The following is a 13724-nucleotide window of genomic DNA, read 5'->3' as shown; positions in this document are numbered from 1 at the left end:
CAAAAAAAAGCGATTTCAACATATTTTATTCTGATTCGACAAAAAATATTTCATATCAAGGCCCTTTTGCCTAATTTGCAAGTAAATCGTTACCTTACGTGGTCGTACGTTCAATGAGGCAGTACTCTAGCGAATGAAGCTCCATTTGGCGTCCAATCAGCTGAGGGGAAAGCATGAAAAAAGCATTTTGTGCTTGAGCCATGATGGGATTTTGAATCGTTGTAATCCCCATCGTATGCGCCAGCTCCGTGTTATCGAATCCGACAATCGCCAGATCTTCCGGTACGTTCAGCCGTTGTCTGCGTGCTTCGCAGAGAATGCCCACTGCTACATAATCGTTAGCACATAAAATAGCCTCTGGAAATTCTTCCCGACGCTGTAACAAATCCCGTACGACCTGTTCGCCATCACGGATATTATAAATAGAAGAGTGATTCCAGTGTTGCAACACTGGCAGATTGTGCTCACTCATGATCTGTTCGTAGGCTCGTTGTCTGCTATGGGTATTGATGCTGCTCGGACGACCAAAAGCATTGGCTATACGAGTATAGCCTTTTTGTATCAAATGTTTTAGCGCTAACATATATCCTTCATACTGATCCATAGCGACGGAGCGAATATCGGTATGCTCCATTCGTTGCCACGAAACGATCGGGCCATATTTGCAATAGGTACTCAAAAAATCAGTGTCATTCACGCAGGAAATGATGACCAGCGCATCGACTCTTTTTCTTTTTAAATCCTCAAAGGCTTGAAGCTCTTTCTTTTTGTCTTCTCCCGAAGTATAAATAATGGTTTGGAATTCATACTGGCCGGCTACTTCCACAAAGCTGTCCAGAAAAGCGAGAACAATTTCATTAATAGTTGAAGTAATGATACCGATCTGAAGCGTCTGACCCTTGGATAGAGAAATGGCATTCCGATTAGGAACATAATCCAATTCCTGCATGATTTTCAAAATCTTAGTTCTTGTTTCGTGACTGACATGGGGTGACTGATTTAATACTCTGGATACCGTAGCTTTGGAAAAGCCCGCCAGTTTTGCAATTTGATCAAGATTCGACATGGTGCTTCTCCTCACATAAGAAAAAATACTTGACATGAAACGCGTTACAACGATTAGGATGCTTATGAAGGCATTACGTCTATTTTAAAGCATCTGTCAATCCTTTTCAAAGGAAGAACGGTTACCGTTAGGTATTGATTCACATTTGCAGCACTTGATGGGATTACTTGACCAAAGTAAATATCTTAAATACGGAAAGAGGTTTTTATACCATGACGAAGACGCTAAAAGGATTTCCGAAAAACTTCTTGTGGGGTGGTGCAACCGCAGCCAACCAATTGGAAGGTGCTTTTGACGTAGATGGAAAAGGATTGTCCAGTGCCGACATGGTTGCCTATGTACCCAAAGCAGAGCGCAAGAACGATCATGCTATGGAGATTTCGTCCGAGCGACTCGAAGACATTTTGGCAGGCAAAGTCAATGCCCGTTTTCCAAAACGTGAAGGTGTGGACTTCTTCCACCACTACAAAGAAGATATTGCATTGTTCGCGGAAATGGGCTTTAAGGTATTTCGTATGTCCATCAACTGGTCGCGGATTTTCCCAAATGGCTATGATGCCGAGCCGAATGAAGCGGGACTGCAATTCTACGACAATGTATTTGATGAGCTGCGCAAATATGGTATTGAACCGCTGGTAACATTGTCACATTATGAGACACCGCTGGGTTTGACTCAGAAGTATAATGGCTGGCTGGGTCGTGAAGTTATACAGCACTACGTAAATTATGCCGAAACTGTGTTCACGCGTTATAAGGATAAAGTAAAATACTGGCTGACCTTTAATGAAATCAATGTAATGACCATGAGTCCGTTTACCGGTGGCGGGGTGGTCATTGACCGCGTAGAAAACAAGCAGCAAGCGATATATCAAGCACTGCATCATCAATTTGTAGCTAGTGCACTGGCGACAAAACGAGGACATGAGATCATCCCGGGCTCTCAAATCGGCTGTATGCTGGCTCGTTTGGAAAGCTACCCACATACGTGTAATCCAGAGGATATACTGAAAGCCCAGCATGAAAATCAGATGAACCTGTTCTTTACGGATGTGCATGCCCGTGGGGAATATTCCAACTACATGAATCGTTATTTTGAAGAAAATAATGTTGTTATACACACAGAACCAGGCGATGCCGAAATTTTAAAAAATAACACGGTCGATTATATCTCATTCAGCTACTACATGACCTTGACCGTATCTGCAGGTCCAGAAGGCGAAAAAGCAGCAGGAAACCTGATTGGCGGCGTGAAAAATCCATATTTACAGTCCTCTGACTGGGGATGGCAGATCGATCCGATCGGCCTGCGTGTTACGCTGAACACGTTTTATGACCGCTACCAAAAGCCGCTGTTCATCGTGGAAAATGGTTTGGGTGCGTATGATAAGGTGGAAGAAGACGGCTCTGTGCATGATACGTATCGCATTGATTACTTGCGTCAGCATATTGTCCAAATGAAGGAAGCGATTGCCGACGGTGTTGATCTGATTGGTTACACCAGCTGGGGTCCTATCGACCTTGTGAGCATGTCTACTTCCGAAATGTCCAAGCGCTACGGATTTATTTACGTTGATCTGGATGATGACGGTAACGGAACGCTCAAACGCTCCAAAAAGGACTCATTTAACTGGTATAAAAATGTGATAGCAACCAATGGTGAAGAATTGTAATTCCAAATTTTCTCGGGCGGGTATAGCAGAGGACATCCTAAGGATGCAATCTGCTGTACCCGCTTTTTTTGATAGACATAATAATAATGTTTCAGAGGGCTTCACAAACTTTTCACTTGTAATAAGCTGAAAGTTTTCTGTATAATAAATAAAAATTTCATATGTCTGGTTGATGTTTGCGGGAGATGGAACGAAAGTTCCGACCGAAGGGGCAAAACTCTCAGGTGCTTAGGCTGATTACAGCAACAAGCGGGGACCGTAAACGGACAGAACTCTGGAGAGACCCTTAATTGGGCGCCGAAGGTGCACCGCAGAGAACATCTGCTTAAACTCTCAGGCAAAAGGACAGAGACGCGAATAACCTGTGACAGGGAATGCCCTAGGCTTTTTTATAAGCTATTAGAGGCAGAAACCTGCGCAAGATGGTTGTATTTTTTCGTGCCTTTAACCTCTCCAGGAGTCGAATCAGCGGATTTGACTCTTTTTTGTTTTCTAATATGCTGGAGGAGCGGGTTGAAATGAATTTGGTACATGTGTTAGAAGCGATTAGCAGTTGGATATGGGGGGCGCCTCTCATCATTCTTGTCATGGGAACGGGGTTGTGGCTGACCATACGTTTGAAGATGCTGCAGGTATTCCGCCTGCCCCTGGCGATCAAGCTGATCGGTAAGGCCCCGAATGAAGGCAGCGGGGATGTAAGTAGTTTTGCGGCTTTGAGTACAGCGTTGGCGGCTACAGTTGGCACAGGAAGTATTGTCGGCGTAGCGACAGCCATTAAGCTGGGCGGGCCGGGTGCCTTGTTCTGGATGGTCGTTGCAGCCTTTTTTGGGATGGCGACGAAATATGCGGAAGGTGTACTTGCGGTAAAATACCGGGTGAAGGATCGGAATGGGCAATTTTCCGGCGGCCCGATGTATTATATTGAGAAAGGTCTGGGACGCCGTTTTAAACCGCTGGCGATGCTGTTTGCTTTTTCGGGCATGCTGGTAGCGTTGTTCGGGATTGGAACGTTTCCGCAGGTCAAAGCGATTGTATCTTCGACCGAAAACAGTTTTGGCGTTCCGCCCATTGTAACGGCACTGATTATTGCTATCCTTACAGGACTTGTTACTATTGGAGGACTCAAAAGCATTGCCAAGGTATCGACGAAGGTCGTTCCTTTTAAAACAGGCTTGTACGTACTGATCTGTCTCATCGTACTGATTCGGTTTGCTGACCAACTACCTGCCGCAATTGCGCTGGTGCTCCATTCGGCATTTTCAACTACATCTGCAACGGGCGGATTTGCCGGAGCTACGATTATGCTGGCGATGCGAAGTGGGGTAGCCAGAGGTATTTTTGCCAATGAGGCCGGATTGGGAAGCGCACCGATTGCAGCCGCAGCTGCCAAAACCAAATGGCCTGCGGAGCAAGGGCTAATTTCCATGACAGGCGTGTTTATTGATACGATGGTTATTTGTGTGATGACCGGGTTGACGCTACTGGTTAGTGGTGTGTGGAGCGGGCCTACCGATGCGGGCCTGATGACTCAGCAAGCATTTTCCAGCGCATTCCCGCTGGGGGCAGAACTGCTCACAATCATTCTGATTATGTTTGCGTTCACCACCATGCTCGGCTGGAACTATTACGGGGAACGCTGTGTTGAATATTTGCTTGGGGTCAAGTGGATTAAGCCATACCGCTATCTGTTCATCCTACTGGTTGCCGGGGGCGCGTTCATTAAACTGGATGCGATTTGGCTGCTGGCAGATATCTTTAACGCAATGATGGCTTTCCCGAACCTGATTGCCCTGCTCGGCTTATCAGGAATTGTAGTCGCAGAAACCCGAACCTATATGGATTCTCTGAATTCTAGTAAGAAAAAGGGCATTCTTGCAGGTGCCAGTGTAGGGGCAGCTATCCAAGTAGAAGAAAAAGGACAAACGGTTAATTCATAAATTCCAAAAGGGAGTGCCCTCAGTCATCACAGGCTTGAGGACACTCCCTTTTGAATGTTATAACGATGCGTGCAAAATAGCTGAAATATCTTCTTGGTTCAGCTTTTTATAATTACCGAAGCCTCCGTATTCCATTTCACGGGCTGCAATGTTTGCGACTTTTTCCAATTGCTCATCATTAATATTGTAATCGGCCAGGGTGGAAGGGGCACCGAGACTTGTCCAGAATGCACTCAGGCGATCAATCCCCTCCAAAGCAATTTCCTTATCCGTTTTACCAGTGGTATCTAAATCAAACATGCTGAGCATCAGCCGCTTCATGCGTGCAGCATCCTGATCCACCGTATGTCTCATCCAGTTGGGGAACAGGATCGCCAGACCGCCAGCATGAGGAATATCATATACAGCGGATAATGCATGTTCAATCGTATGCGAAGCCCAGTCCCCGAAGTAGCCCATTTGTAGTGTTCCGTTAAGGGCAATCGTTCCGGCATATAAAATCGTTTCACGATGCTCGTAGTTGTGCAAATCCTCCAGCAGCTTAGGTGCAGTTTCGATCACGGTTTGCAACACGGAAAAGCACATACGATCTTGCAACGGTGTATTTTTAACATTGTGAAAATATTGTTCAAACACATGGCTCATCATATCCACCATGCCATATACCGTCTGATCACGTGGCACAGAGAAGGTGTTTTTTGGGTCCAGAATCGAGAATTTCGGATGCGTTACCGCGCTGCCCCATACGTATTTTTCGTTCGTTTCCCAGTTGGTGATAACAGAATCCGGATTCATTTCTGAACCGGTGGCGGCGAGTGTGAGGATGGTGCCGAATGGCAGAGCCTGGGTCGGCATGTGCTTTTTGTTGATAATATCCCACACATCGCCGTCATATTCAGCCCCTGCTGCGATGGCTTTGGTGCAATCAATAACGCTTCCACCGCCTACAGCAAGTAAGAAGTCGATTTTTTCATTTCGGCAAATGTCGATACCCTTCTTAACGGTGGACAAGCGCGGATTCGGTTCTACGCCGGACAATTCATGAATGTTCAGATGTAGCGGTTCTAACGCGTTTAATACCTGGTCATATAGACCATTTCGTTTGACACTTCCGCCTCCATATACCAGCAAAATGTTTTTGCCGTAATTCAGCAGTTCCTGCTGGAGTTCTTCAATTTGATTGTCTCCAAAAATTAATTTGGTGGGGTTATAATATGTGAATTTGTTCATCTGGTAAGTTTCCCTCAGTTCTTCATTGTTCATGTTCAAATCGTAAATCGCTTAACCTGATTGCCTGTTGGATACCTAACTTCATCATGTAAGCTATTTGAAATGACGATTAACTATTATACATGAAATGAATAAGGGAATTCAAGTAAATCTAATCTTTGACCGCTCCGGCGGCAAGATCGGAAATAAACTGGCGGCTAATGAAAAGAAATAAAATAATAAGTGGCAGTACAGCCAGCAGGGTGCCCGCAATGACCATCGCATAATCCGTATTGTAAATCCCGTTCAATTGTGACAGTGCAATCTGGAGCGTGAATTTACGCTCATCCGTTAAGACGATTAGCGGCCATAAATAATCATTCCAGGCTCCTATAAAGGTAAACGCGCCGAGAAAAGCGAACGCAGGACGTAGAATAGGCAGTGCTACATTCAAGTACAGTCGAAAAAAGCTGCATCCGTCCATCCGGCCCGCATCCAGCAGTTCCTTTGGAATGGATTCTTCCGCATATTGACGAATCCAGAAAATGCCGAAGGCATTTACCATCCCCGGGATGATAAGCGCTTTGAACGTACCTACCCATCCAAAGGAGGCCATCATGACAAAGGAGGGGACAAGCGAAAGTTGTGAAGGGACCATCATCGTAGCTAGCAGAACGATAAATAGCACTTTTTTGCCCGGAAAATCAAACTTGGCGAATGCAAAACCTGCTAGTGAATCGAAAAACAGAACCAATAGGGTAACAGAACCGGCTACAAAAAGGGTATTAAAAAAGGCTCCGGCAAAATTAATCTGTTGTAATACTCTCGTTATGTTATCCAAGAAGTGGCTGCCAAACCACAATTGTGGTGGAAAACGATAGATGTCTGAGGTTGTACGGGTTGCCATGACGATCAGCCAGTAAAATGGAAACATCGACAGGATGATTCCCACCAACAATCCAGCATATAAAACAAAGGATTTTGCGCGTGTCTGCATCATGTTGTGAAGCTCCTTCCCATCGTTATTTTTTACCTTGAACGAGTTTCCAGTTTATGATGGAGAATAGAGCAATGATGAGGAACATGCCCCATCCGACGGCTGCACCATATCCAAAATAGTTGTTAATGAACGACTCGCGATACAGGTATAAAACGATGGTCATGCCACTTGCCCCGGAACCGCCGTCATTACCGACCAGGACCTGTGGCTCGGTGAAGAGCTGCATACCGCCGATGGTGGACGTAATCACCGTAAACAGAATGACTGGGCGTAGCATGGGGATAGTGATGCGGAAAAAAGCTTGCGCTCCGGTTGCCCCGTCTATTTTGGCGGCCTCATACAGCACATGCGGAATACTCTGGAGTCCAGCCAGATAGATGATTGAGTTATAGCCCATCCATCTCCATACGACCATAGAAGAAATGGCGATTTGGATACCCCATGGCACATTCAGCCATTGAACCATGGGTAGCCCCATGAGTTGCAGAAGGTAGTTGAGAAATCCAAAATTGTTGGCAAATAAGGCACCGAATATGATGGCAACAGCCACAATAGACGTCACATTTGGTAGGAAGAATCCGACTCGCCATAAGGTGCGCATTTTCACAAAAGGGGCATAAAGCAGAAAGGCAATAATCAGTGCGAAGAATAGCATCGGAATCGTTGCATACACCCAGATCACAAAGGTGTTGCCTACAGCCTGCCAAAATTCATGATCTGTTACAAGGTAGCGAAAGTTGCCCCAGCCGTTGTAGGTCATGTCTCCGATCCCGTCCCATTTGTGAAACGCTAGATATAATGAAAAACCAATCGGAAACAGTCCAAAGATGCCAAACAGTAGATAAAACGGCGAGATCGCAGCATAAACGGCACGGTGCTTCCAGATTTCTCTCAGCATAATGTCCACACGCCTTTTTTGAATTTTGTTTTTACCGCTGTAATTCCCGTTCGATTCGATCCATTGTTTCCGTCCATAATGCATCGGAATTGGCATCCTGCTTGGCGACATTAGCAAGACGACGGGTCACAATGCCGTGGATGACAGGATAGCGCTCGCCGAAATAGCTGCTTTTCACATTACGTGCGGAGGTGGCAAAGATGAGTCCGGTGGCCTGACCACCAAAGAAAGGCTCGGGTGTCCCCATGATAGGATCGTTATAGACGCCGGGAGTGGACGGGAACAGTCCGATTTTGTGGTAGGCTTCCAGCTGGTGTTCCGGGTTTTGCAGCCAGGTCAGCACTTCAAAGGCTTCTTTGGGATGTTTGCTGGATTTGAGGATAGAAATGAAAGAACCACCCAGGTTGCCGTCTCCTCCAGGAGCACGGGCGACTCTCCATTTACCCGCTGTATCCGGCGCGGCCTCTGTGAGAACTTGCTTCATCCAGATAGCCCCTACAAAAGAGGCGATTTTGCCGTTATTGACTGAAGCGTTCCATTCGGGAGTCCAGCCATCCGCATTGGCGAGCAGATGCTTCTTGTGGAAATCGACAGCGGTTTTCCAGCCCAGACGGATGTCAGGAGATTGATTGCCGATATAGCTGCCATCTGGCTTGAAGTAAAGGTTTGTATGCTGAGCGAGTACCTGATTGTAAACGTTTACAATATTGTCAGCCAAAAATGAACGGCTTCCGAATTTCTGGCGAAGTTGTTCTCCGGCCGCCATGTAATCATCCCATGTGCGAATGGAGGCACTAACCTTTTCAGGATCACTAGGCAAGCCTGCTTGTTCAAACAGATCACTTCGGTAGAAGAGGGCGGTAGGTCCTGTATCCATGGGAAATGCGATCATTTTACCATCAGGAGTGATCCCCTGATTCCATTTCCATTCCAAATATTGATCCTTTAAGCGGTCTGCTCCGAGTTCCCTTAAGTCATAAAAACGATCCGCACTGGGGAACAGCTCCACCATCCAATCGTTCAGAGCTACGATGTCTGGTTCACCGGAACGAGCTGCGAGCGTTGTCTTCAGTTTGGCTTTGAAGTCACCGCCTATTTTTTGAGTTTTTAATTCAATGTTGGGAAATTGTTTTTCCGCCTGGGCGAGTAGTTCATCGTCAATGGAACGGTTCCAGTACCACAATGTAAGCGTTATCTTTTTTCCGTTTGACAAATTAGTTTCAGATGATTGACTTTCAGAGAACGAGGGTCCACTACAAGCACTGAACATCGTGAGAAAAGCAAGACATAATACCAGCCATTGTACTGTTTTCACATCATTTCCCTCCTTGCTGTCTGAGATAATCTGCCTGCTAAACAAGTTGTAAATGGTTTAGCTCCATCATATGAAGCTGTTACCCATTTATGTGCATTGACTTAACCAAAAACAAAAAAATTGAAACAAAGCATGTATAGAAATTAAATACTCTAAAGATATTGATCTTACTAATCCGAAGAATGATAAAACAATAAGGCAGATATTATGTCAAAAGGTATCTAAATCGTCAATGCTGAGCAATATCTTGGAAAAATCTAATGATGAATTCGAAGAACGATTTCTCTATATCGGTGTGCAGTTCCCCAGTAGGAAAGGACAGATAGATTGTTCGCGTACATCGAGGCTCCCTGATTTGAAGCAGCTTAATGTCTTCGGTTACGACGTTCCTCCACAGGATAGAAGGAATAAAGGAGATGCCAAGTCCTGTTTGAATCAACCCTCTTACCGTAGCCGGATCATCACTTTCAAAGACGATGTTGGGTTCAAAAGGGATGTGAGTAAAAAAGAGGTCCGTTGTTTTCCTAAGCGAATTACCAGGTGTAAGGCTGATAAACTTCTCATGCTCTAGATCTTTCAGGAATACGGTGTCCTGAACGCTCAGAGGGTGAGATTTTGGTACGCCAAGCAAAATTTCCTCCTCCAGCAGGATCGCATGCTCGTTGTCCGCCAACTCTTCGGACGTAATCGCAAAATCGTACGCCGGTCCTTTCTTCATCTTCGCAGGGTGCTGGGTCAGGTTGAATCTAATTTGAGGATAGAGATCGCGAAACTTGCCGACAAGGTTGGGCAATAGCATAGAGCCGACAGCGACGTATAACGTGATGACCTCTACCTTTTCGTTCTTCATTTCTTTGACTTCGGATACGCCTTGCTCTAGCGCTGATAGCGACTGGTTCACTCTTTTCAGGAACTTCTTGCCATATTCATTCAGCACGATATGTTTTCCTTCGCGGTCAAATAGCTGCACACCCAATTCCGTCTCCAGGTTTCTAATCATTTTACTTAAGGCAGGCTGTGAGATAAACAACTCGTTCGCGGCACGTGTGACATGCTCATACTTCGAGGTCACTTGAAAATACTTAAGCTGCAAATAATCCATAGTGAAAAATCTCCTTTATAACCACTAGGTTATCGATCATATGTGAATATATATATTTTACAGGTATTTACTCACTTCTTACAATTAACAATGTAAAGAAAATGAATCCGCTAAAGGTGGTGAGATTCTGAACATCGTTTTTACATTTCCCGGCCAGGGGTCACAGGTTCCTGGAATGCTCCAAGATGTACCCGAGTATGTGAAAAAGGCAACAAGTATCATCGGAACTGAACTGCGTGATGATGAGGAGGCTATGGGCTCAACGGTCTGGATTCAGATGGCACTCTTCGTTAAGGAGACGGCAATAGCCTACCGGTTGATCGAGCAGGGTATCCGGCCCCAATTCGTGGCAGGGCATTCCATTGGTGCATTTCCTGCGGCGGTCATCGCGGGAGTTCTCTCGTTCGAGGATGCGCTTCGGATCGTATGGCTCCGTGCCCGGTTGATGGAAGAAACCTTTCCTGAAGGCTATGGAATGGGTGTGATTATTGGGCTTACGCAGGCCGAGGTTCAACAAGCCGTGCTTCTCTCCCATAGTGAGGCGACGCCAGTCTACCTCTCGAATATAAACGCAGAGCAGCAAATCGTCGTATCCGGATCATTGGTAGGGTTAAATAAAGCATTTATGCATGTGAAAGAGCTTGGGACCGCTAAAACGGCGTTTCTGAAGGTTCCGATTCCTTCACACTCCCTGCTGATGTCAGAGGTAGCCAATAAGCTATTGCTGAAAATACACACTTTTTCTTTGCGGGACGCTCAAATACCATATTTGGTGAATCATACGGGCAGAAAGACGAAAGCCAAGGAAAAAATCGCGGAGGACCTTGCACTAAACGTAGCATATCCCGTTCGGTGGATGGATATGGCGGCTGTCTGCGTCGAATCGGGAGCTGACTGTTTCATCGAGATGCCGCCGGGTCATACTCTTTCCAGACTTGTCAAGCAAGCCCACAAGGATACCCGGCAAATGGCCGTGGACGAGATCGGTCTGGAAGCGACTCAGTATCTGATTAGAAAATGGAAGGAGCAAGAAGAATGAATAAAGTACTGCGATCCTGGTCACAAAAACGTGATAAAAAGCAGGAAAAGTTAGGAAAGGTGGAAAAGTGGCTCGACGGAAAATACATCGACTCCTCCCGAATTGTCGACCTGATGGAGGCGCTAATTGATCCAGGCGCGAAGGTCGTCCTGGAAGGAGATAACCAGAAGCAAGCGTCTTTCCTTTCCCAGAAGCTGCTGGAAGTCGATCCTGGCAAAGTGCATGATTTGCATATGATTATGTCCAGCATTTCAAGACCCGAACATTTGGATATTTTCGAGAAGGGCATCGCCGGGAAGCTGGACTTCTCCTACAGTGGCTCCCAAAGCCTGCGTGTTGCGCAAATGATTGATGACGGGATACTTAAGCTCGGTGACATCCATACGTATTTGGAATTGTTCGGACGTCTCTTCATTGACCTTATTCCAGATGTGGTGCTGGTAGCGGCAGACAAATCAGATCGCGAGGGCAATCTGTATACCGGAAACAATACGGAAGAAACTCCGACGATCGTGGAAGCAGCGGCTTTCAAGGATGGGATCGTAATCGTGCAGGTTAACGAAATCGTGGATGAGCTGCCGCGAACCGATATTCCAGCGTCCTGGGTCGACGTCATTGTACAGGCCGAAAAACCGTACGCACTGGAAGCACTGTTTACCCGTGATCCGCAGAATATTACTGAACTGCAAATCCTGATGGGCATGATGGCGATCAAGGGTATTTATGGAAAACATCAGGTGCAGTCGCTTAATCACGGCATTGGCTTTAATACTGCAGCGATTGAGCTTTTGCTGCCGACCTATGGTGAACAGCTTGGCCTGAAAGGGAAGATTGCCAAGCACTGGGCCCTGAATCCGCATCCAACTTTGATTCCGGCGATTGAATCGGGTTGGGTCGAAAGCATTCACAGCTTTGGAGGCGAGGTCGGTATGGAGAAATACATTGCGGCTCGTTCAGATGTGTTCTTCGTCGGCAAGGACGGATCTATGCGCTCCAACCGCGCGATGTGTCAGGTTGCAGGCCAGTTCGCTGTAGATATGTTTATCGGATCAACGCTACAAATGGACTGTGCAGGTAATTCGTCTACCGTTACTTCCGGCAGATTGTCCGGTTTTGGAGGAGCGCCGAATATGGGGCATGATCCTCGGGGGCGGCGACATGCGACTCCTGCCTGGCTTGACATGATCGAGCGCCCGACGGAACTCTCCAAAGGCCGGAAATTGGTCGTGCAGATGGTTGAAACATACGGTGCCAACAAAAAGCCAGTATTTGTAGATTCGCTAGATGCCATCAAGGTGAAGGATGAATCTGGTCTCGCCATTACGCCAATTATGATTTACGGGGATGATGTCACCCACGTCCTTACCGAGGAAGGCATTGCATACCTCTACAAGACGGACAGCATAGAGGAGAGAAAGAAGGCTCTCGCGGCAATCGGAGGCGTAACACCTTTAGGAATGGAAAGTAATGAAAGCGATGCAAGCCTGTTGCGTGACAGAGGGATCGTGGCCTATCCGGAGGATCTTGGGATCATGCGCAGACAAGCCAAGCGCTCGATGCTGGCAGCACAGACGATTAACGATCTCGTAGATTGGTCAGACGGATTGTATGATCCACCGGCTAAATTCCGGAGCTGGTCTTAAAGCCATGCTCACGATGAATCATTCAGCTTTCGCGGCTTCTCTGGCTGCCAAAGCTGTAAAGGCACTGATGGAAGAGGCTCTTCTTACGCCCAAGCCTGGACTTGTCGATGCCAGAGACAATGGCTCTCATACTGATATGTCCATCGATCTTATGCTTGCATCCGCAAGAGCATTGGAGGATACGTTTCGGGAAATAGCCATTGTGTCATACCTTCACCCGGTGGACCAGACTTTGCGTGAGCAGATCGCTCTAATCGGGCGGGAGGGCGAGAAGGTGATGCTCAGTGCAACGAACGGTGTCAATACACATAAGGGTGCCATTTGGGCCCTTGGGCTTTTAACAAGTGCACGGGCAGCCTTTCCAAGGGAGCGGGACCCACATCAGATTATGAGCATTGCAGGAAGAATTGCATCGTTCCATGACCGGTACCGTCCGATGCAGCAGACGAATGGACGAACGGTTAAGAAGAAATACGCGGTAGTGGGGGCAGAGGAAGAAGCGAAGCTAGGCTTTCCGCACATCCGGGACGAAGCTTTACCTGCTTTGCTGCGCGCTAGGGCTTGTGGGAAGACAGAGGTCGAAGCACGCTTAGAAGCTTTATTGGCCTTGGTGGCATGTGTGGATGATACCTGCATCCTACACCGCGGTCAGTTGACGGATCTGATGGCGATTCAGAGTATGGCCGCAGCCTTCCTTGCAGCAGATGGATTAAGAACCCAGTCGGGCAGAAAGCTGCTCTACCGCTTGTCCGAGTATTGTAATGTTAGACAACTCTCACCCGGAGGTAGTGCCGATCTGCTAGCTGCCACATTATTTCTAATCGATTGATACTTTAATTGGAGGT

The 13724-nt window shown here is 46.8% G+C and carries 11 protein-coding genes and 1 riboswitch; of the genes, 5 read left to right on the top strand and 6 right to left on the bottom strand.

The features are described 5' to 3' along the window. Positions 1-94: 94 nt before the first annotated feature. Positions 95-1066, bottom strand: a complete 972-nt coding sequence (locus ACM1ND_RS20810; protein ID WP_023990000.1) for a LacI family DNA-binding transcriptional regulator — start codon at positions 1064-1066, stop codon at positions 95-97. Positions 1067-1278: 212 nt separating this feature from the next. On the opposite strand from ACM1ND_RS20810, the gene ACM1ND_RS20805 reads away from it, so the two are divergent. After that, on the top strand, positions 1279-2736 hold the full coding sequence (locus ACM1ND_RS20805; protein ID WP_071558341.1) for a glycoside hydrolase family 1 protein: 1458 nt from the start codon (positions 1279-1281) through the stop codon (positions 2734-2736). A gap of 264 nt (positions 2737-3000) precedes the next feature. Continuing rightward, positions 3001-3095, top strand: a riboswitch (glycine riboswitch). A 159-nt stretch (positions 3096-3254) separates the two neighbouring features. Continuing rightward, positions 3255-4673 (top strand): alanine/glycine:cation symporter family protein, encoded by a 1419-nt coding sequence (locus ACM1ND_RS20800; protein WP_023989998.1) that lies wholly within the window; start codon positions 3255-3257, stop codon positions 4671-4673. Positions 4674-4730: 57 nt separating this feature from the next. Here ACM1ND_RS20800 and ACM1ND_RS20795 read toward each other — a convergent pair whose 3' ends face one another. The 5 genes from ACM1ND_RS20795 to ACM1ND_RS20775 form a co-directional block, all read right to left on the bottom strand. After that, the gene (locus ACM1ND_RS20795) at positions 4731-5903 is read right to left on the bottom strand and encodes an iron-containing alcohol dehydrogenase (protein ID WP_053325982.1); all 1173 of its coding nucleotides are present in this window, start codon (positions 5901-5903) and stop codon (positions 4731-4733) included. Positions 5904-6054: 151 nt separating this feature from the next. Next, the gene (locus ACM1ND_RS20790) at positions 6055-6882 is read right to left on the bottom strand and encodes a carbohydrate ABC transporter permease (protein ID WP_023989996.1); all 828 of its coding nucleotides are present in this window, start codon (positions 6880-6882) and stop codon (positions 6055-6057) included. Positions 6883-6904: 22 nt separating this feature from the next. After that, positions 6905-7780, bottom strand: coding sequence for a carbohydrate ABC transporter permease (locus ACM1ND_RS20785; RefSeq protein ID WP_034095207.1), 876 nt, complete (start codon positions 7778-7780; stop codon positions 6905-6907). 31 nt (positions 7781-7811) lie between these two features. Further along, complete coding sequence (locus tag ACM1ND_RS20780; protein ID WP_023989994.1) at positions 7812-9095, bottom strand: ABC transporter substrate-binding protein; 1284 nt, start codon at positions 9093-9095, stop codon at positions 7812-7814. Between the two features lie 229 nt (positions 9096-9324). After that, the gene (locus ACM1ND_RS20775) at positions 9325-10197 is read right to left on the bottom strand and encodes a LysR family transcriptional regulator (protein WP_023989993.1); all 873 of its coding nucleotides are present in this window, start codon (positions 10195-10197) and stop codon (positions 9325-9327) included. Positions 10198-10372: 175 nt separating this feature from the next. Between ACM1ND_RS20775 and ACM1ND_RS20770 the strand changes: the two genes are divergently transcribed. From ACM1ND_RS20770 to ACM1ND_RS20760, 3 genes are read left to right on the top strand one after another with little or no spacing between them, the layout of a single operon-like run. Next, positions 10373-11236, top strand: a complete 864-nt coding sequence (locus ACM1ND_RS20770; RefSeq protein ID WP_023989992.1) for an ACP S-malonyltransferase — start codon at positions 10373-10375, stop codon at positions 11234-11236. Then, positions 11233-12879 carry a malonate decarboxylase subunit alpha gene (mdcA, locus tag ACM1ND_RS20765; RefSeq protein ID WP_023989991.1) on the top strand — a complete coding sequence of 549 codons (1647 nt, stop codon included), beginning with the start codon at positions 11233-11235 and terminating at the stop codon, positions 12877-12879. The genes ACM1ND_RS20770 and mdcA overlap by 4 nt, the downstream gene beginning before the upstream one ends. Before the next feature lie 4 nt (positions 12880-12883). Continuing rightward, positions 12884-13708 carry a triphosphoribosyl-dephospho-CoA synthase gene (locus ACM1ND_RS20760; RefSeq protein ID WP_023989990.1) on the top strand — a complete coding sequence of 275 codons (825 nt, stop codon included), beginning with the start codon at positions 12884-12886 and terminating at the stop codon, positions 13706-13708. Positions 13709-13724: the final 16 nt, after the last annotated feature.

Source organism: Paenibacillus sp. JJ1722 (assembly GCF_048282685.1).
GTDB classification, from domain to species: domain Bacteria; phylum Bacillota; class Bacilli; order Paenibacillales; family Paenibacillaceae; genus Paenibacillus; species Paenibacillus polymyxa_B.
This window is presented reverse-complemented; position numbering and strand designations above follow the sequence as displayed.

Excerpts from the sequence above, each read along its gene's own strand:
- ACM1ND_RS20810 (WP_023990000.1), bottom strand. The coding sequence starts at position 1,066 with ATGTCGAATCTTGATCAAATTGCAAAACTGGCGGGCTTTTCCAAAGCT.
- ACM1ND_RS20805 (WP_071558341.1), top strand. The coding sequence starts at position 1,279 with ATGACGAAGACGCTAAAAGGATTTCCGAAAAACTTCTTGTGGGGTGGT.
- ACM1ND_RS20800 (WP_023989998.1), top strand. The coding sequence starts at position 3,255 with ATGAATTTGGTACATGTGTTAGAAGCGATTAGCAGTTGGATATGGGGG.
- ACM1ND_RS20795 (WP_053325982.1), bottom strand. The coding sequence starts at position 5,903 with ATGAACAAATTCACATATTATAACCCCACCAAATTAATTTTTGGAGAC.
- ACM1ND_RS20790 (WP_023989996.1), bottom strand. The coding sequence starts at position 6,882 with ATGATGCAGACACGCGCAAAATCCTTTGTTTTATATGCTGGATTGTTG.
- ACM1ND_RS20785 (WP_034095207.1), bottom strand. The coding sequence starts at position 7,780 with ATGCTGAGAGAAATCTGGAAGCACCGTGCCGTTTATGCTGCGATCTCG.
- ACM1ND_RS20775 (WP_023989993.1), bottom strand. The coding sequence starts at position 10,197 with ATGGATTATTTGCAGCTTAAGTATTTTCAAGTGACCTCGAAGTATGAG.
- ACM1ND_RS20770 (WP_023989992.1), top strand. The coding sequence starts at position 10,373 with ATGCTCCAAGATGTACCCGAGTATGTGAAAAAGGCAACAAGTATCATC.
- mdcA (WP_023989991.1), top strand. The coding sequence starts at position 11,233 with ATGAATAAAGTACTGCGATCCTGGTCACAAAAACGTGATAAAAAGCAG.
- ACM1ND_RS20760 (WP_023989990.1), top strand. The coding sequence starts at position 12,884 with ATGCTCACGATGAATCATTCAGCTTTCGCGGCTTCTCTGGCTGCCAAA.